The following is a 16618-nucleotide window of genomic DNA, read 5'->3' as shown; positions in this document are numbered from 1 at the left end:
GAAAAAAAACTAAATTACCTTATTCCAATTACTACTCTTTACAATATTGGTTGAACTCTCAAACTTTCCAACTTTTCAACTTTCCAACTTTCCAACTTTAATACTTTAATACTTTTCAACTTAAAATCAAAAACCTAAGCCATAGCAACTATTACAATACCTAAAACTGCTAAAACAACACCAATTCTATTTTTAACACTAAATTTCTCTTTAAACAACAGCAGGCCTATTAAAGTAGATACAATTACAATACCTACATTATTTACTGTAAATAAAGTTGAGCTTTCAAAGTTTTTATTCTGTAATGCTTTTATTAAAAAAATGATTGAAAAATAATTAGGTACCCCTAAAACAATACCTGCAATTATATTTTTAAATCCAAAAGGAGTTCTTTTTTTTATGGTTTTTATTGCTAAAATTATAATTCCAAATACAAAAGCAATACCAAATAAGGTTCCAGAAAATATAGAAATATCTCTATCATCTACATGAGTACTTTGTATGTATTTAATTAAAGTATCAATTGCCCCAGAACCTAAAAAAAGTAAAACAGGATACAATAACGTGCCTTTATTATTACTCTTCTCATCTTTTACAGAAGACAAATATACTGCCACTAATGCAATTATAATTCCGATTACTTTTAAAAAAGTTACAGATTCATTGTATAAAATAACGCCAAAGAAAACAGGCACAACAACAGACATTTTTCCTGCAATAGAAGTAACAGAAACTCCATTTTTTTGTGCAGTCATTGCCATTACAAAAAAGATACTAATAAATAATGCGCCCAAAATTAATGCGCCAGGAAACCATTGTTGTGTATAAATTTCTGTGATTGGTATTTTTCTTTCTGCCAATAAAAAACCTAAAGAAAAAGCAACCAAATAATTAACAATAATGGCTTTTAAAACATCTACTTTAAATATGCCAAAATATTTAAAAATCACAAATAAACCCGACGAAATTAAAATACTTAGAATTAAATAAATCAAATTATAGTAGATTTTTGGTTTTTAAATCAATTACATCTTCTTTACCAGGTATTAAATTCCAAACCTGAATTCCTAAAGATTTTGCGGCGTCTGTATTTTCTTTAGTATCGTCTATAAATAAAGTTTCTTCTGCATTTAAGTTGTTTTCTTTCAACACAAATTCATAGATATTTGTGTTGGGTTTTCTTAAATTAATTTCGTGAGTTAAGTAAAATTGCTCAAAACAATTTTTAAATTGAGTATACAATGCTTCGCCCCAATTATTCTGAATCCAAGAGATATGCATATCATTAGTGTTGCTTAACAAGAATAATCTGTATTTTTTTTCTTCGGATAATTGCTGAATAAAACGCAATCTTTTTTCTGGAAAATCTAGTAAGATAGAATTCCATGCAGTTTTTAAAGTTTCTTTAGAAATGGATAATTTTTCTTCAAAATAAGTCAAAAATTCGTCTGTAGTAATTAATCCCATTTCATAATTATTTAAAACAGGAATCCATTTTTTATCTACCTGAGAAATGCCCAAGTTACCTAATTCTTTGGCAAATAATTGTTTATCTAAATTGATAAATATATCGCCAAAATCGAAAATGATATTTTTAATCATTTGTATATTGTTTTAAAATATCGTTTTTAATCTTTTTCTGAATGAAACTTCGGTGTAAAACAGGTGCTTTTATGCCTTTATTAAAAGAATTATCGCCAATAAAAACCAAAGCTTCGTCCCAAAGATTTTCGTCTATAAACGTTTGTAAGGTTTGTGTACCGCCTTCAATAATTACAGATTGTATCTTATGTTTTTGCAAAATATTGCAGACTGTAGCCGCTTTTAATTTCCCCTTTGGGGAAAAACGTGTAGCCTCAAAAATTACATTTTTATTATCAGTAGATAAAGATTCATTATTCTCTTTTGTTTCTTCGTTATAAATAACAATTGTTTTTACAAAACCATCTAAAAGATTGCTGTTTTTTGGTGTTTTTAGATTCCCATCAATAACAACTCTAACAGGATTTTCTCCAGACCAACTTCTAACATTCAACTTCGGATTGTCAGCAATTGCAGTATTTGCGCCTACTAAAATAGCATGCTCTTTTGCCCTTAATTTGTGTACTAATTGTTGTGAATATGAATTAGAAATAAAAACTGGTGCAACTTCACTTTTAGATTCTGGAGCAATAAAACCATCTTTAGTTTGCGCCCATTTTAAAATCACATAAGGCCTTTTTTTATTTTGAACCGTAAAAAAACGCTTGTGATGTGCCAAACATTCTTTCTCTAAAACACCTAATTGCACTTCAATTCCTGCTTTTTTAATACGCTCAATTCCTTTTCCTGCAACTAAACTATTGGTATCTACACAACCAATAACTACTTTATTTAATTGTTGTTTTACAATTAAATCTGCACAAGGTGGTGTTTTACCAAAATGTGCACAAGGCTCTAGTGTTACATAAATAGTGGCTTGCTTTAAAAGCGCTTTATTTTCAACTGCATTTATGGCATTTACTTCTGCGTGGTTTCCGCCAAAAGGCGATGTAAAACCTTCTCCAATAATTTTATCATCTAACACAATTACAGCACCAACAGAAGGGTTTGGTCTTGCTATTCCAATTCCGTTTTTAGCGATTTGTAAAGCTCTTCTAATAAATTTTTCGTGCGTTTTTTGCATTATAAAAAGAATTCTTAAAACTTAATTTCTTGAATCTGATCTACAGCATACACTTTAGAAAAACCAAATACTTTGTATTTTAAATCTCCTTTAAACTGCAGTTTTACCGATTTGTTTAAAACCGAATTTAACAGTCCGCCTAAAATACCACCTTTCTTATTATCAAAAATTTTTCTTGCAGGTATTACCACTTTTAGCGGAATTGCAAACGCTTTTCTTGCAGGTACTTTAAATTCTTCTGAAAATACTTGGGCAACCTCTGCCCCATTTACAATTACTTTAATTTCATCAGTTGCAATTTTACCTCCAACATCATTGGGGTTTTCAAAAAAAGCTTCTGCTTTTAAACGAATTGTATCTCCATCAAAAGAAATTACTTTAACATTGTCTACCTTTTTAAATATAGGCTGTTTATCTATTGAACAACTAGTAATTACTAAAAATAAAAGACCAAAATAGATGCTATTTTTCATCGAAAAAAAATTAAAATTAGGTAACTTGCTCCTGCAAAAATACAGTATTAAATGGCAAGTAAAAATTTTATTATTAGAGCAATAAAACCAACAGATAATTTGGCAATATCTCAGGTAATTAGAACTGTAATTTTAGAAATGGGCGCACCAAAAGTAGGCACTGCTTATGAAGATAAAGCTACAGACAAAATGTTTGAAACCTACCAGAAAAACAAAGCAATTTATTATGTTTTAGAGCATAATAATAAAGTGGTAGGTGGCGCAGGAATTGCCCAATTAGATAATTTTGAAGGGAACATTTGCGAATTGCAAAAAATGTATCTTTTGCCCATAGCAAGAGGCAAAGGTTTAGGCTCTAAAATGATAAATAAATGCTTAACAACTGCAAAAACATTCGGTTTTACATCTTGTTATTTAGAAACCCTACCATATATGACAGCTGCTGTTAAACTATACAAAAAAAATAATTTTGAACATTTAGATGGGCCAATGGGAAACACAAACCACTACTCTTGTAATGTGTGGATGCTCAAAAAAATATAAATTAAATATTTTTACTGTGATTTTATGACTTTAAAAGATTTTAAACTTTTTTTTACGGATGCATTGGTTTCCATTTATCCAAAAACAGAAATAGATGCATTTTTCTTTATTTTAATTGAAGAAAAACTGCAATTACAAAGAATAGATACTGTTTTAAAGCCAGATTTTTTAATAGCTGATGAACAATTAAACAGTTTAAAAGAAATTATTGAAAAATTAAAAAAGGAAGAACCAATACAACACATTTTAGGAAATACAGAATTTTACGGATTGCCTTTTTTAGTAAATAAAAACACACTAATTCCAAGACCAGAAACAGAAGAATTGGTAGATTGGGTTTTAAATAAAGTCCAAAAATTAAACCGTAAAAAAGAAAAAAAGTTAGCGATTTTAGATATTGGTACAGGCACAGGTTGTATACCTATATCTTTAGCTAAAAATTTAAAAAATGTACAAATTTCTGCTATTGACATTTCTACTGAAGCATTAAAAGTTGCAGAAAAAAATGCCAAATTAAATGAAGTTGAAGTTACTTTTATAGAAGCAGATATTTTATCAACAGAAAACCTAAATAATTTATCAGTTCAGGCAAAGCCAAAAACAACTTCTAATCAACAATTTGATATTATCATTTCTAATCCGCCTTATGTTAGAGAATTAGAAAAGGTAGCAATTAAAAATAACGTATTAGAAAATGAACCACATTTGGCTTTATTTGTTGCAGATAACAATCCATTAATCTTTTATGATAAGATTGCAGATTTAGCAAAGCTTCATTTGGCAAAAAATGGTTTTTTATTTTTTGAAATCAATCAATATTTAGGAAAAGAAACGATAACAATGTTGCAGCAAAAAGGGTTTACAAACATCACATTAAAAAAAGATTTTGCAGGTAATGATAGAATGATAAAAGCGTCTTTATAAATCGTTTATTTAAAGGTTAAAAAATCAACTTCATTTTTATATTTTTAAAAACTGAACTTTACATTTCAATCATAATTTAAGTACTTTTGCCAAATGGTTAAAGAAATTCAACTTCGTGTAAATTTAATAGAAGAACGCAAAGAAAACGTTTTGGCTTTTAAAGCAAGTAAACAGCTCAAAATTACCGAAAAAGAAATTTCTGCGGTTAAAGTTTTGCGTAAATCTATAGATGCTCGTAAAAAAGACATTATTTTTAACTACAAAGTTGCCGTTTATATAAATGAGCAAATTCCAGAAAAATCTGATTACGAATTTGACTATAAAGATGTTTCCAATGCCAAAGAAATTCACATTGTTGGTTTTGGCCCTGCAGGAATGTACGCTGCTTTGCGTTGTATAGAGTTGGGTTACAAGCCTGTGGTTTTAGAACGCGGTAAAAATGTACAAGAACGCAGACGAGATTTAAAAGCCATTAATAGAGATCATGTTGTAAACAAAGATTCTAATTATTGCTTTGGTGAAGGTGGTGCAGGAACTTATTCTGATGGTAAATTGTATACTAGAAGTTTAAAACGTGGCGATGTTAGACGAATTTTTGAAAACCTAGTTTTTCATGGTGCAACAGAGCAAATTTTAATTGATGCGCATCCGCATATTGGGACGAATAAGTTGCCAAAAATCATTCAAAATATTAGAGAAACCATTTTAAATTTTGGTGGTGAAGTTCATTTTAACACCAAAGTTGAAGATTTTATTATAAAGGATAATAAATTACAAGCAATTCACTTACAAAATGGTAAAGAAATGCTTGTAAATTCAGTTATTTTAGCAACAGGACACTCTGCCAGAGATATTTATGAGCTTTTAGATAAAAAGAAAATCCATTTAAAAGCAAAATCTTTTGCCATGGGCGTTCGTGTAGAACATCCTCAAGAAATTATAGACCAAATACAATACAGTTGTTCTGGAGAAAGAGACGAACTTTTACCAGCTGCAGCCTATAGTTTGGTGCATCAAGTAAATAATAGAGGTGTGTATTCTTTTTGTATGTGTCCTGGTGGTTTTATTGTACCTGCCGCCACTGCAGATGGTGAAGTTGTGGTAAATGGAATGTCTCCTTCTAGACGAAATAACAAATTTGCCAATTCTGGTATTGTTGTAGAATTAGATATTGACAGAGATTTTAAAAAATACGAGAAGTTTGGCGCTTTAAAAGGTTTAGAATTTCAGAAAGATTTAGAAAAAATTGCTTTTTACGCAGGTGGAAGAACGCAAACTGCACCTGCGCAAAGATTAACCGATTTTGTAGACGGTAAATTATCTACAGATTTAAATGATACTTCTTATCAACCAGGTCTAAATTCTGCTCCACTACACTCGCTTTTACCAAAAATTATTGGTAGCAGACTTAGAAAAGGGTTTACCGCTTTTGGATCTAAAATGCACGGTTATTATACCAATGAAGCTAATATTGTTGGTGTAGAATCTAGAACCTCATCACCAGTAAACATACCAAGAAAAGAAAATTTAGAACACACACAAATTACAGGTTTATTTCCTTGTGGAGAAGGTGGTGGTTATGCAGGTGGTATTGTTTCTGCAGCTATGGATGGCGAACGATGTGCAGAAGCAGCAATTGCAAATTTATAAGCAATTTTCTCAGGCTATCTCATTTACTATATATAACTTTACAGGAAACACCTTATATTTATGAAAACTGTTATTGGAAGAGAAGATAAAGCAGATTTTCCTGAATTTAATTTAGAAAACATAGCTATTAAAATAGACTCTGGTGCATACACCTCTTCTTTAAGTTGTTCTAATATAAAAGAAATTAGAAAAGATGGTGAGAAAGTTTTACAGTATAACGTTTTAGACAAGAAACACGAGCAATATAATAGTAAAGCATTTTTTGCTAGATCTTACAATCTTAAAAAGGTAAAAAGTTCTAATGGTATTGTTGAGGAGCGTTACAGAATAGCAACAGAAATTATTATTTTTAATGAAAGATTTAATATTTATCTTACATTAACCGAAAGAAAAAGTATGAAATTCCCTGTTTTATTGGGAAGAAAATTTTTAAACAAAAAATTTGTGATTGACACCGCAAAGAAAAACATATCACATAAATTAAAATATAAAAACAAATGAGAATTGTAATTTTATCTAGAAATTCAAAATTATATTCAACAAGAAGATTGGTGGAAGCTGCAGAAAAAAGAAAACATGAAGTTTTTGTGGTAGATCATTTAAAATGTGATATTGTTATTGAAAAGAAATCTCCGAAAATTTATTATAGAGGAGAATATTTAAAAGATGTAGATGCTATTATACCAAGAATTGGTGCCTCTGTTACTTTTTATGGTACAGCCGTAATTCGTCAGTTTGAAATGATGAAAGTTTTTACAGCTGTATCTTCGCAAGCTTTAACTAGATCTAGAGACAAATTAAGCAGTTTACAAATTTTAGCAAGAGCTGGTGTTGGTTTACCAAAAACAGTTTTTACTAACTATACAAAAGATGTAGAACATGTGGTAGATTCTGTTGGTGGCGCTCCTTTAGTTTTAAAATTACTAGAAGGCACACAAGGTTTAGGTGTAGTTTTAGCAGAAACTAAAAATGCGGCAACTTCTGTTTTAGAAGCTTTTAACGGTTTAGGTGCAAGAGTAATTGCCCAAGAATTTATTAAAGAAGCTGGTGGTGCAGATATTAGAGCATTTGTGGTAGATGGTAAAGTAATTGGCGCTATGAAACGTCAAGGAAAAGAAGGAGAATTTCGTTCTAATTTACACAGAGGTGGAAATGCAACTGTAATAGAATTAACAGATGAAGAAGAAAAAACGGCATTAAAAGCAACTAAAGCGCTAGGCTTAGGCGTTGCAGGTGTAGACATGTTACAATCTTCTAAAGGACCATTAGTTTTAGAAGTAAATTCTTCTCCTGGTTTAGAAGGTATAGAGGTTGCAACCGGTAAAAATATAGCCAAAGAAATTATACGTTATTTGGAAATCCATGTTGAATAAACCGTTTACAATTTTAGGTAAAGAAATTATTGCAGGTAAACGAACAGTAATCGATTTAAAAGTTGCAAAATTACACACTAGAACTACAGTTAACGTTCCTGTAATTATAGAACATTCTCAAAACCCAGGTCCTGTTGTTTTATTATTGGCAGGTATTCATGGAGATGAAACCAATGGTGTGGGTATTATTAGGGAAATTATCGACTTAAAAATGAACAAACCTAAAAACGGAACTATCATTTGTATTCCTGTTTTTAATATTTTTGGATATTTAATTCAAACCAGAGAATTTCCTGATGGAAGAGACTTAAACCGTATGTTTCCAGGAACCCAAAATGGATCTTTAGCCAGCCAGTTTGCTTATCAATTTTCAGAAAAAATAGCTCCGTTTGTAGATTATGTAATTGATTTTCATACAGGTGGTGGAAAACGCGATAATGTTGCTCAAATTCGTTGTAACAAAAATGATGAAAAAGGCTTAGAGTTGGCAAAAATATTTAATCCGCCAATGATTATGTATTCTAATAACATTGTTAAATCTTTAAGAGAAACATTGCATAAAATGGGTAAAACTGTTTTACTTTTTGAAGGCGGAAAATCAAATGAACTAAACCCTACTATTATAAATGAAGGTGTTAATGGCACTAGAAATGTATTGATTCATTTAGGTTTAATTGATGGTGAAGTTTTAGTTAGAGAAAGGCCAATTATTGTAAAAAACTCTAAGTGGTTAAGGGCCTCCGATTCTGGTATGTTTAAAGTAAGTATAAGAAATGGAAGTTTTGTAAAAAAAAGAGAAGTTTTAGGTGTGATACAAGATCCTTTTGGTGAATTTAAAAAGAAAGTTTTGGCTCCTTTTGATAGTTACGTATTTTGCATAAACAAAGCACCAATTGTAAATAAAGGTGATGCCTTGTTTCATTTAAAAGTGGAGAAATAACTCCGATTACTCTGTAGCCTTCTTATAATCTGCAATTAATTTTTGAAAAGGTTGGTAACTAGCAATGCTAGGAAACAACTGATTCAAAACGGTATAATATTCAAAATCTATATTTAAACCGTTAATTAAGTGTGTTTTCGCAAATCCCTCTTTGTTCATTACATAATATAAGCCTGCAAGACGGTATTCTAGTTCTGCGATATTTTTATATAATTTATTGGCGTTTACAATACATCTTAATGCTTCTTTAAATTCGCCTAAAAAAGATAAAACATCTGCTAAACTCACATAAATTTCAAGAGAAATATCACCTAACTGTAAACAATTACGGTAACCAACAATAGCCTCCTCACAAAAATTTAGTTTTATGTTAATTTCTGCATAGCGTCTCCAATACAACTCATTATCACCATCTATTTCAATTGCCTTCGCTAAATAATGTGCTGCTTTCGCATAATTCTCCTGAATATAATAACAGTTGGTTAGTAAAATCCAAGCTTTATCTAATAAAGGATCTTCATGTACAGCCTTTTTGTAATAAGAAATTGCAGTGTCTAACTTTAATAACTTTTCATAACACTGTCCTATTCTAACATAGGCATACGCGGTTGCATCATCTAACTCTAAAGTAATTAAATAATTATCTATAGCCTCTTTATAGTTGCCAAGTTCTTCTAGTGTTTTTGCTTTTTCTAAATATCCACCAATAAAAGATTCATCAACTAAAACAGCGTAATCAAAAGCAATTAGCGCCTCTTTATAGTTTTTTAAAATAAAAAATTGTCTCCCTAATTGGTGCCATGCTACTTCGCAATATGGATTTTTATCAACATAAGAATTTAAGTAATCAATAGATTCTTCATGTTTTTCATCCATATCAAAACAATAAACAATATTATAAAGCGCAGCATAGTCTTCTAAATCTTCCTCTAGACACTTTATAAAATACGTTCTTGCACTTTTAAAATTGTCTAAATACAAGTGTTCCATGCCCAATAAAGACCAAATATCAAATGGATCATTGGTTAAAGTTAGGGCTTTTTCTAAAGCAATAATAGCCTCTTTGTGCATTCCTTTTTTAGAAGCTATGGTAGCTTTTTGAATGTAAACTTCGTCGTTATTTGGAGAAATAACAGCTATCCTTTTAAGTAATTTAGAAGCCTTTTCAACTTCATTATCAATTAAATATAATTCTACTTGTAATAATTTTAAATCTACAGATGCTGGATGTTGTTCTAAACCCAGTTGCAATGCTTTTTTTGCCAAAGACACCTTACCCACATCTAAATAATGGATAATGATTTCTTCAAACTCAACCAAATCAAAAAAATAAATGCTATTGGTTTTTAGCATCGATTCAAATTTTACCAGAGACATAACTTTGTTATTTGAATTAGTATTTTAAAACTACTATAATTCTTAAGTTTCATCTGCAAAAACCATTTTTGTTTTCAACAATTTAATTAACAACAACAACATTTTATTTAAGCACTAATAATTTTGTGCATAAACATATTTACGTTAATTTTGATTTTCGATATACATCAACCTAAAATGATGGATTTCTTATGAGCAGAAAAAACTTATTAAACTCAAAAGATATTGAAATTATACTGCATAGATTAGCTTGCCAGTTAATTGAAAAACACGATGATTTCTCGAATACTGTGTTAATAGGGTTACAACCTAGAGGAACATTCTTAGCCAACAGATTAGCCGATTTGCTTAAAACAGCTTACGCTATAAAAGACTTAAAACTTGGCGTTCTAGATATTACTTTTTACAGAGACGATTTTAGAAGAAAAGACAAACCTTTGGCGGCAGAAACCAATGAAATGAACTTTTTAATTGAAGATAAAAAAGTGGTAATTATAGACGATGTTTTATTTTCTGGAAGAAGTATTAGAGCTGCATTAACTGCCTTAGAATCTTATGGAAGACCAGAAGAAATTGAATTACTTGTTTTAATAGACAGACGTTTTAGCAGACATTTACCTATACAACCCAATTATAGAGGCAGACAAGTAGATGCCATAAATAAAGAAAAAGTATTAGTTACTTGGGCAGAGACTCATAAAAAAGATGCCGTTTACATAGAATCATTATAACATGTCAGAATTAAGCGTAGAACATTTATTGGGCATCAAATATCTAAAACCAAATGATATTGATGTAATTTTTAAAACAGCAGACCACTTTAAAGAAGTAATTAATAGACCTATTAAAAAAGTACCTTCTTTAAGAGATGTTACCATTGCAAATTTATTTTTTGAGAATAGTACCAGAACAAAACTTAGTTTTGAATTGGCAGAGAAAAGGCTTTCTGCAGATGTTATTAATTTTTCTGCCGGTCAATCTTCTGTTAAAAAAGGAGAAACTTTAATTGATACCGTAAACAATATTTTGGCCATGAAGGTAGATATTGTTGTTATGAGACATGGAAATGTAGGTGCAGGTGTTTTTTTGTCTAAACATGTAGATGCTAAAATTATTAATGCGGGAGATGGTACCCATGAACACCCAACACAAGCGCTATTAGACTCCTACTCTATTAGAGAAAAATTAGGCACTGTTAAAGGGAAAAAAATAGTAATTGTTGGTGATATTTTACACTCTAGAGTAGCACTTTCTAACATATTTGCTTTGCAATTACAAGGCGCAGAAGTAAAAGTTTGTGGCCCAACAACATTAATTCCTAAATACATTTCTAGTTTAGGAGTTACTGTAGAAACGGATCTTAAAAAGGCTCTTGAATGGTGTGATGTTGCCAATGTTTTACGTGTGCAACATGAAAGAATGGATATTAAATATTTCCCTTCAACTAGAGAGTACACACAACTTTTTGGAATAAATAAAGAAATTTTAGACAATCTTGGCAAGAAAATTGTAATAATGCATCCAGGTCCAATAAATAGAGGTGTAGAAATTACAAGTGATGTTGCAGATTCTAATGATGCAATTATTCTAAACCAAGTAGAAAATGGTGTTGCAGTAAGAATGGCAGTTATTTATTTATTGGCGCAACAAATAAAAAGATAAGATGCAAATTATAAATAAAGACAATTATTTACTAATTACTTCCGAAGAAAATAGCTTTACAGCGTTTTACAATGCACTTGTAGAAGAAAAGGTAAATTGGATAACACAACACACTATTGTAGAGATTTCTGGCGACTTAAAGGTTAATCCTAAAGATTTTTCGCTATTTTTGGATATCGCTAAGGAAAAAAAAGACTTAAAAACTTCTTTTGTTGTAGTGTATAAAGATGTTGATGTTGATGAAATTTCTGAAGAAACGAATATAGTGCCTACTTTACAGGAAGCAGAAGATTTGTTAGAAATGGAGAATATAGAAAGAGAATTAGGATTTTAAGAATTAGAAGATGTTTAAAAAAATACTTTTTATTGCTTTTTTAAGTGTTTCTTCTATTGGTTTTTCTCAAAATAATGTAGAAAAAAAAACAATAGTAGGTTTATCTGCTGCTCCAAATCCTTTTACAAATACAACTAAAATAAGCTTTACTGCAAATACAAACACAGCTGTTTTTTTTACAGTAAAAAATGTGTTAGGTAAAACCGTTTATAAAAAAACGATGAAAGCCATTAAAGGCAAAAACACAATTCCTTTTTACAAAAATAATTTAGCTTCTGGCATGTATATTTACAGTATAAGAGATAATAGAAAAACAACTTCTAAACGCTTTGTAATTAAATGATAAACCTAACCATACTAGGTTGTCATTCTGCAACGCCGCGTGTTAATGCTTTTCCTACTTCGCAATATTTAGAAATTAATAATAGACACTTTTTAATTGATTGTGGTGAAGGTACACAGCGTCAAATGCGCAAATACAAAGTAGGTTTCTCTAAAATAAATCACATTTTTATTTCTCATTTGCATGGCGATCATTTTTATGGTTTAGTGGGCTTACTTTCTACCTATGGTATTTTAAGCAGAGAAAAGGAAATGCATATTTTTGGTCCTAAAGGAATTAAAGAAGCTACTCTGCAAATGCTAAAAATATCTGAATCGCACGCAAAATTTGAGATGATCTTCCATGAATTGTCTTCTAAAGAAAGTGAATTAATTTTTGAAGATGACAAAGTAATTGTAAAAACAATTCCATTAACCCATAGAGTTTACACTAATGGTTATCTTTTTATAGAAAAGGATAAACCTAGAAAATTAAACATGCTTAACATTTCTGGTTATCCAGAAATAGACAAAGCAGATTATTTAAATTTAAAATCTGGTAAAGATATTGTTTTAAGTAATGGAGAAACTATTAAAAATAGCATGTTAACTACAGATCCTGCAAAAGCCTTGCGTTTTGCTTTTTGCAGTGACACCTGTTACAAACCAGACATTGTTCCTATTATACAAAATGTAGATTTACTATATCATGAAGCTACATTTTTAGCAGATAAACAAGATTTAGCCAAGAAAACCAAACACGCCACAGCAGAAGAAGCTGCTAAAATAGCGCAAAGTGCTAATGCAAAACAACTAGTTATTGGTCATTATTCTGGCAGATATAAAGATATAAGTGTTTTTAAAACGGAAGCAGAAACTGTTTTTAAAAATGTAACTTTGGCAGAACCTGGCAAAATATTTACTGTAAAAAATTAATATTGTTTTGTTGCTAATAAAACCAAAGTACAAGCAATTTCGCTCTTAATATTATGTTCTTGTAGCAACTTTACAAACTCCATGTTTTCTGTACCTGGGTTAAAAATTACTCTTTCTGGTTGTAAACTTATTATATAATTGTAATACCCTACTTGCCTTTTAGGGTTTAGATAAAGCGTTACTGTATTTATATTTTCATATGGCATATTACTAGTGTCAATGCTTACGCCAGCAACTTCACCTGCTCTTAAACCCAAAGCTACAACAGCTATATTATTAGCTGTTAAACGTTTTATGGCCTTGTTAGAATATCTTTGTGACTTTAATGATGCACCTATTACCAATGTTTTTTTATCCATATTATATTCTAAAACTCGTGTATTTACTTTTTAATTGCGGCTTCAAAAGAGGCTTTAAGCGCAATAATAATATTGAAAATGCAACATAAAAATATCAATAATCCATTCATCCAACTTGTTGGAAAAAGTATAAATTTTACAAACAAATTAAGAATAAAAACGAGTAAAAATAAGTTAGAAATAAGTAGCAGTAATTTGTATTTTTTTTTCATAATAAACTATCAAATACAAATATGCGTAAAAAAAGATTAACCTCTTCTTCTTCCTCTATTATTTCTCATATCTAGCATTTTTGCTTGTACCGTTTCTGTATAAATTACTTTGGTAACTTCTTTACCTTTATCTGGCGCCTTAATTTCTAAAACGTCATTTTTACTTATGGCAATTTCTGTACAAAGTAATGTTGTATTTTCTGCACTAACCTCTAATATGAATCCTGGCAAACCCCAAAACTCTGCTGGGCCATGTGCCAAAGGTATTTGTGGTGTATACCAAGCTTCTACAAGTACCATTTTTTCTTCTGGCTCTTCACCTTCTTTTGTTTCTGGCTTTCTTAAATCTCCCCAAGAAAAATTATACCAATTCAATTCTTTGTATGGCACAAATGCTTTTGCTCTAAAACAAGTGTAATTGCCAATTTGTTTTGTTTCAGAACCCATTGTCCAATCTATTTTATACAAATCGTCTTTTATTAAAAATCGTTTTCCATAAAACTCTTGTGCCTGTACAATTTTGCTATCTGCTATGTTTTTATACTGATATCCTCTAGAAAAATAACTACCCCAAGAATCTGTAGCCCCAGAAATAGCATCTATTTTTTCTTCTTCTTTAAACGTAGCTGCTTGCTTGTTAAATTCCAAAATATATGTTTTCTCTAACCTATTTTTAAGGCGTTCTGCTACTTGTTTTTTTCTAGCCTCACTCATTTTAGCTCCCCAACTCCCTAAATCCATTTTAGTTTTAGACATATAAACGGCCTTACCACTAAAATTTTGAGCAGTTAAAGAAAATGAAAAAGTAATTAATAAGATAACTATTGAAAGTTTAGAAAAGTAACGTCTCATAATCAGATTGTTAAAGTTTTAAGTTTAGCTTTAATCCAAAAATACTAAACAATATATAGGACACTGTTAAATTTAATACAAATTACAATTATCTGAAGTTGAGCGTAATTCATCTCTTTTTTTGTAGGTTATTGTGTTAATTTTCGACTGAAATCTAAAATCGATTGAAACCAAAAATTTAAACTTCAATTAAATGAAACATTTAACGCTAACAATTTTAATATGCACCTTATTTATGTCTTGTAAAACTGAACAACAAAACGGACTTGTAACTAAAGACAGTCCTTATAATGTAGAAATTACCTATAACAAGTTAAGAACAATAATTGATACGAACCCTAACCTAAAAATTTTATTAGAATTAGACCATAGCAAGAATGCTGCCTCTGTTGATTTAGAATTAAATTCAACAAAAATTATAATGTTTGGCAACCCTAAATTAGGCACATCTTTAATGCAAGCAAGCCCAACTGCAAGTATAGATTTACCTCAAAAAATTATTGTTTATACAACAGATAATAAAACAGCTAAAATTGCTTACAATAATCCTACTTACTTAAAAGAAAGACATAATATTGAAGGAAAAGATGCCATCTTACTTAAGATTACAGATGCTTTAGACAACATTACAAATAAAGTTATTGAATAATAAAACAGAAATACTTAATCTAAAAGTATATAGAATAAAGGCTTTCTAAAGAACATTTACAATCTATTATTTTCTACTGAGTAGAAAAATTACGTAAATCTACATTTTTTAGACAGCCTTTTTTTGATCTTTAAATTTCACAAAACTACCACTTTATTACAACAGAGCCCCATGTAAATCCACTACCAAAAGCGGCCAAAACAACCAAATCGTTATCTTTTATTTTACCTTTTTCCCAAGCTTCAGTTAATGCAATAATTACAGAGGCAGCTGTAGTATTTCCATATTTCATAATATTATTAAAAACTTGATCGTTTGATAAACCAAACTTTTTCTGAATAAACTGGGCTATACGCAAATTCGCTTGATGTGGAATTAACATATCAATATCCTCTTTTTGCAAATTATTTGCCTGTAAACCTTCTACTATAGCTTCTGAAAAACGTGTTACAGCATGTTTAAATACAAATTGCCCATTCATATAAGGAAAATAAGAAACATCATCAGCATTATTAGCCTCTAAAATTTCTGGCACCCATCTTTTTGTTGATGGTCCTTCTAAAACCAATTCTTTGGCATGTTTTCCTTCCGAATGCAAATGAGAAGATAAAATACCTTTTCCTTTTTCCTCTGTTCTAGAAAGTACAGCTGCTCCTGCTCCATCTCCAAAAATTACAGTTACTCCTCTACCTCTAGTGCTTTTTTCTAAACCACCAGAATGATTTTCTGAACCAATTACTAGAATGTTTTTATACATGCCTGTTTTTATAAATTGATCTGCAACAGACATTGCATAAATAAAACCAGAACATTGGTTTCTTACATCTAACGCGCCAATTGTAGGCATTTCTAAAATATCTTGCACTTGCACGCCACCACCAGGAAAATACATATCTGGACTTAAGGTAGCAAACACTATAAAATCGATATCATCTTTGGTTAAACCAGATCTTTCTATGGCAATTTTAGCTGCTTTAGCGCCCATAATTGCAGTAGTATCTTCTGTTTTTGGATCTATCCAACGTCTTTCTTTAATTCCTGTGCGTTCTTGTATCCACTCATCAGAAGTATCCATAAAATTCTTTAAATCGTTATTAGTAACAACGTTTTCTGGGACATAATATCCTAAACCTGTTATTTTTGAATTATACATATTTGATGCCTTTTTTAACTATTTAATGAGCGAAAATAGTCAATTATTTTCACGAATCGTTTTTATAACTGCTTAAAAAAAGTCAAAAATTAGCATATACCCATTAAATTATGTCATCTTGTCATAATCTATTTTTTGGTATTTTTTTTGACTACTTGTTGTTCAGAAAATAAGTTGTCATTTCGAATGAAGTAA

General features: G+C 30.2%; 20 protein-coding genes. 12 read left to right on the top strand and 8 right to left on the bottom strand.

Annotated elements, in window-relative coordinates; genetic code table 11:
* Positions 1-134 precede the first annotated feature (134 nt).
* From Q0684_RS13370 to Q0684_RS13355, 4 genes are read right to left on the bottom strand one after another with little or no spacing between them, the layout of a single operon-like run.
* Complete coding sequence (locus Q0684_RS13370) at positions 135-995, bottom strand: GRP family sugar transporter (RefSeq protein WP_299017826.1); 861 nt, start codon at positions 993-995, stop codon at positions 135-137.
* Position 996: 1 nt separating this feature from the next.
* Positions 997-1602: an HAD-IA family hydrolase gene (locus Q0684_RS13365; RefSeq protein ID WP_299017822.1), complete on the bottom strand. Its 606-nt coding sequence runs from the start codon at positions 1600-1602 to the stop codon at positions 997-999.
* A complete protein-coding gene (gene ribD, locus Q0684_RS13360) occupies positions 1595-2665 on the bottom strand; it encodes a bifunctional diaminohydroxyphosphoribosylaminopyrimidine deaminase/5-amino-6-(5-phosphoribosylamino)uracil reductase RibD (RefSeq protein WP_299017820.1) in 1071 nt (356 codons plus the stop codon). The genes Q0684_RS13365 and ribD overlap by 8 nt, the downstream gene beginning before the upstream one ends.
* A gap of 14 nt (positions 2666-2679) precedes the next feature.
* Positions 2680-3138: an LEA type 2 family protein gene (locus Q0684_RS13355; RefSeq protein ID WP_299017817.1), complete on the bottom strand. Its 459-nt coding sequence runs from the start codon at positions 3136-3138 to the stop codon at positions 2680-2682.
* Between the two features lie 51 nt (positions 3139-3189).
* Here Q0684_RS13355 and Q0684_RS13350 point away from each other — a divergent pair, with 51 nt between their 5' ends.
* The 6 genes from Q0684_RS13350 to Q0684_RS13325 all read left to right on the top strand — a co-directional run bounded on the left by Q0684_RS13350 (position 3190) and on the right by Q0684_RS13325 (position 8568).
* A complete protein-coding gene (locus tag Q0684_RS13350; RefSeq protein ID WP_299017814.1) occupies positions 3190-3681 on the top strand; it encodes a GNAT family N-acetyltransferase in 492 nt (163 codons plus the stop codon).
* Between the two features lie 24 nt (positions 3682-3705).
* On the top strand, positions 3706-4605 hold the full coding sequence (prmC, locus tag Q0684_RS13345) for a peptide chain release factor N(5)-glutamine methyltransferase (protein ID WP_299017811.1): 900 nt from the start codon (positions 3706-3708) through the stop codon (positions 4603-4605).
* 93 nt (positions 4606-4698) lie between these two features.
* Positions 4699-6255 carry an FAD-dependent protein gene (locus Q0684_RS13340; RefSeq protein ID WP_299017808.1) on the top strand — a complete coding sequence of 519 codons (1557 nt, stop codon included), beginning with the start codon at positions 4699-4701 and terminating at the stop codon, positions 6253-6255.
* A 60-nt stretch (positions 6256-6315) separates the two neighbouring features.
* Positions 6316-6756 (top strand): RimK/LysX family protein, encoded by a 441-nt coding sequence (locus tag Q0684_RS13335; protein ID WP_299017805.1) that lies wholly within the window; start codon positions 6316-6318, stop codon positions 6754-6756.
* On the top strand, positions 6753-7628 hold the full coding sequence (gene rimK, locus Q0684_RS13330; protein ID WP_299017802.1) for a 30S ribosomal protein S6--L-glutamate ligase: 876 nt from the start codon (positions 6753-6755) through the stop codon (positions 7626-7628). Before Q0684_RS13335 ends, rimK begins: the two co-directional genes overlap by 4 nt.
* Complete coding sequence (locus tag Q0684_RS13325; protein ID WP_299017799.1) at positions 7618-8568, top strand: succinylglutamate desuccinylase/aspartoacylase family protein; 951 nt, start codon at positions 7618-7620, stop codon at positions 8566-8568. The genes rimK and Q0684_RS13325 overlap by 11 nt, the downstream gene beginning before the upstream one ends.
* 6 nt (positions 8569-8574) lie before the next feature.
* Here Q0684_RS13325 and Q0684_RS13320 read toward each other — a convergent pair whose 3' ends face one another.
* On the bottom strand, positions 8575-9945 hold the full coding sequence (locus tag Q0684_RS13320; protein ID WP_299017794.1) for a tetratricopeptide repeat protein: 1371 nt from the start codon (positions 9943-9945) through the stop codon (positions 8575-8577).
* Between the two features lie 191 nt (positions 9946-10136).
* On the opposite strand from Q0684_RS13320, the gene pyrR reads away from it, so the two are divergent.
* From pyrR to Q0684_RS13295, 5 genes are read left to right on the top strand one after another with little or no spacing between them, the layout of a single operon-like run.
* Complete coding sequence (pyrR, locus tag Q0684_RS13315) at positions 10137-10676, top strand: bifunctional pyr operon transcriptional regulator/uracil phosphoribosyltransferase PyrR (RefSeq protein WP_299017791.1); 540 nt, start codon at positions 10137-10139, stop codon at positions 10674-10676.
* Between the two features lies 1 nt (position 10677).
* Entirely contained in the window at positions 10678-11607 is a 930-nt protein-coding gene (locus tag Q0684_RS13310; protein ID WP_299017790.1) for an aspartate carbamoyltransferase catalytic subunit, read from the top strand.
* Between the two features lies 1 nt (position 11608).
* The gene (locus Q0684_RS13305; RefSeq protein WP_299017788.1) at positions 11609-11941 is read left to right on the top strand and encodes a hypothetical protein; all 333 of its coding nucleotides are present in this window, start codon (positions 11609-11611) and stop codon (positions 11939-11941) included.
* A gap of 10 nt (positions 11942-11951) precedes the next feature.
* Entirely contained in the window at positions 11952-12284 is a 333-nt protein-coding gene (locus Q0684_RS13300; protein ID WP_299017784.1) for a T9SS type A sorting domain-containing protein, read from the top strand.
* Positions 12281-13198, top strand: coding sequence for a ribonuclease Z (locus Q0684_RS13295; RefSeq protein ID WP_299017780.1), 918 nt, complete (start codon positions 12281-12283; stop codon positions 13196-13198). The genes Q0684_RS13300 and Q0684_RS13295 overlap by 4 nt, the downstream gene beginning before the upstream one ends.
* On the opposite strand, the gene Q0684_RS13290 is transcribed toward Q0684_RS13295, so the two are convergent.
* Positions 13195-13557 carry a CoA-binding protein gene (locus Q0684_RS13290; protein ID WP_299017777.1) on the bottom strand — a complete coding sequence of 121 codons (363 nt, stop codon included), beginning with the start codon at positions 13555-13557 and terminating at the stop codon, positions 13195-13197. The two genes, Q0684_RS13295 and Q0684_RS13290, sit on opposite strands and share 4 nt — an antisense overlap.
* Positions 13558-13805: 248 nt before the next feature.
* On the bottom strand, positions 13806-14621 hold the full coding sequence (locus Q0684_RS13285) for a GLPGLI family protein (protein ID WP_299017775.1): 816 nt from the start codon (positions 14619-14621) through the stop codon (positions 13806-13808).
* Positions 14622-14814: 193 nt separating this feature from the next.
* On the opposite strand from Q0684_RS13285, the gene Q0684_RS13280 reads away from it, so the two are divergent.
* The gene (locus Q0684_RS13280; protein WP_299017772.1) at positions 14815-15270 is read left to right on the top strand and encodes a DUF302 domain-containing protein; all 456 of its coding nucleotides are present in this window, start codon (positions 14815-14817) and stop codon (positions 15268-15270) included.
* A gap of 145 nt (positions 15271-15415) precedes the next feature.
* On the opposite strand, the gene Q0684_RS13275 is transcribed toward Q0684_RS13280, so the two are convergent.
* The gene (locus Q0684_RS13275; protein WP_299017769.1) at positions 15416-16423 is read right to left on the bottom strand and encodes a beta-ketoacyl-ACP synthase III; all 1008 of its coding nucleotides are present in this window, start codon (positions 16421-16423) and stop codon (positions 15416-15418) included.
* Between the last annotated feature and the right edge of the window lie 195 nt (positions 16424-16618).

It is taken from the genome of uncultured Polaribacter sp. (assembly GCF_947503875.1).
Lineage (GTDB): Bacteria > Bacteroidota > Bacteroidia > Flavobacteriales > Flavobacteriaceae > Polaribacter.
The sequence above is the reverse complement of the archived record's forward strand: the minus strand, read 5'-3'. Positions and strand labels throughout refer to the sequence as shown.

What these genes read in the sequence shown, in the direction of transcription:
- Q0684_RS13365 (WP_299017822.1), bottom strand. Translation starts at nt 1,602, where the DNA reads ATGATTAAAAATATCATTTTCGATTTTGGCGATATATTTATCAATTTA.
- ribD (WP_299017820.1), bottom strand. Translation starts at nt 2,665, where the DNA reads ATGCAAAAAACGCACGAAAAATTTATTAGAAGAGCTTTACAAATCGCT.
- Q0684_RS13355 (WP_299017817.1), bottom strand. Translation starts at nt 3,138, where the DNA reads ATGAAAAATAGCATCTATTTTGGTCTTTTATTTTTAGTAATTACTAGT.
- Q0684_RS13350 (WP_299017814.1), top strand. Translation starts at nt 3,190, where the DNA reads ATGGCAAGTAAAAATTTTATTATTAGAGCAATAAAACCAACAGATAAT.
- prmC (WP_299017811.1), top strand. Translation starts at nt 3,706, where the DNA reads ATGACTTTAAAAGATTTTAAACTTTTTTTTACGGATGCATTGGTTTCC.
- Q0684_RS13340 (WP_299017808.1), top strand. Translation starts at nt 4,699, where the DNA reads ATGGTTAAAGAAATTCAACTTCGTGTAAATTTAATAGAAGAACGCAAA.
- Q0684_RS13335 (WP_299017805.1), top strand. Translation starts at nt 6,316, where the DNA reads ATGAAAACTGTTATTGGAAGAGAAGATAAAGCAGATTTTCCTGAATTT.
- rimK (WP_299017802.1), top strand. Translation starts at nt 6,753, where the DNA reads ATGAGAATTGTAATTTTATCTAGAAATTCAAAATTATATTCAACAAGA.
- Q0684_RS13325 (WP_299017799.1), top strand. Translation starts at nt 7,618, where the DNA reads ATGTTGAATAAACCGTTTACAATTTTAGGTAAAGAAATTATTGCAGGT.
- Q0684_RS13320 (WP_299017794.1), bottom strand. Translation starts at nt 9,945, where the DNA reads ATGTCTCTGGTAAAATTTGAATCGATGCTAAAAACCAATAGCATTTAT.
- pyrR (WP_299017791.1), top strand. Translation starts at nt 10,137, where the DNA reads ATGAGCAGAAAAAACTTATTAAACTCAAAAGATATTGAAATTATACTG.
- Q0684_RS13310 (WP_299017790.1), top strand. Translation starts at nt 10,678, where the DNA reads ATGTCAGAATTAAGCGTAGAACATTTATTGGGCATCAAATATCTAAAA.
- Q0684_RS13305 (WP_299017788.1), top strand. Translation starts at nt 11,609, where the DNA reads ATGCAAATTATAAATAAAGACAATTATTTACTAATTACTTCCGAAGAA.
- Q0684_RS13300 (WP_299017784.1), top strand. Translation starts at nt 11,952, where the DNA reads ATGTTTAAAAAAATACTTTTTATTGCTTTTTTAAGTGTTTCTTCTATT.
- Q0684_RS13295 (WP_299017780.1), top strand. Translation starts at nt 12,281, where the DNA reads ATGATAAACCTAACCATACTAGGTTGTCATTCTGCAACGCCGCGTGTT.
- Q0684_RS13290 (WP_299017777.1), bottom strand. Translation starts at nt 13,557, where the DNA reads ATGGATAAAAAAACATTGGTAATAGGTGCATCATTAAAGTCACAAAGA.
- Q0684_RS13285 (WP_299017775.1), bottom strand. Translation starts at nt 14,621, where the DNA reads ATGAGACGTTACTTTTCTAAACTTTCAATAGTTATCTTATTAATTACT.
- Q0684_RS13280 (WP_299017772.1), top strand. Translation starts at nt 14,815, where the DNA reads ATGAAACATTTAACGCTAACAATTTTAATATGCACCTTATTTATGTCT.
- Q0684_RS13275 (WP_299017769.1), bottom strand. Translation starts at nt 16,423, where the DNA reads ATGTATAATTCAAAAATAACAGGTTTAGGATATTATGTCCCAGAAAAC.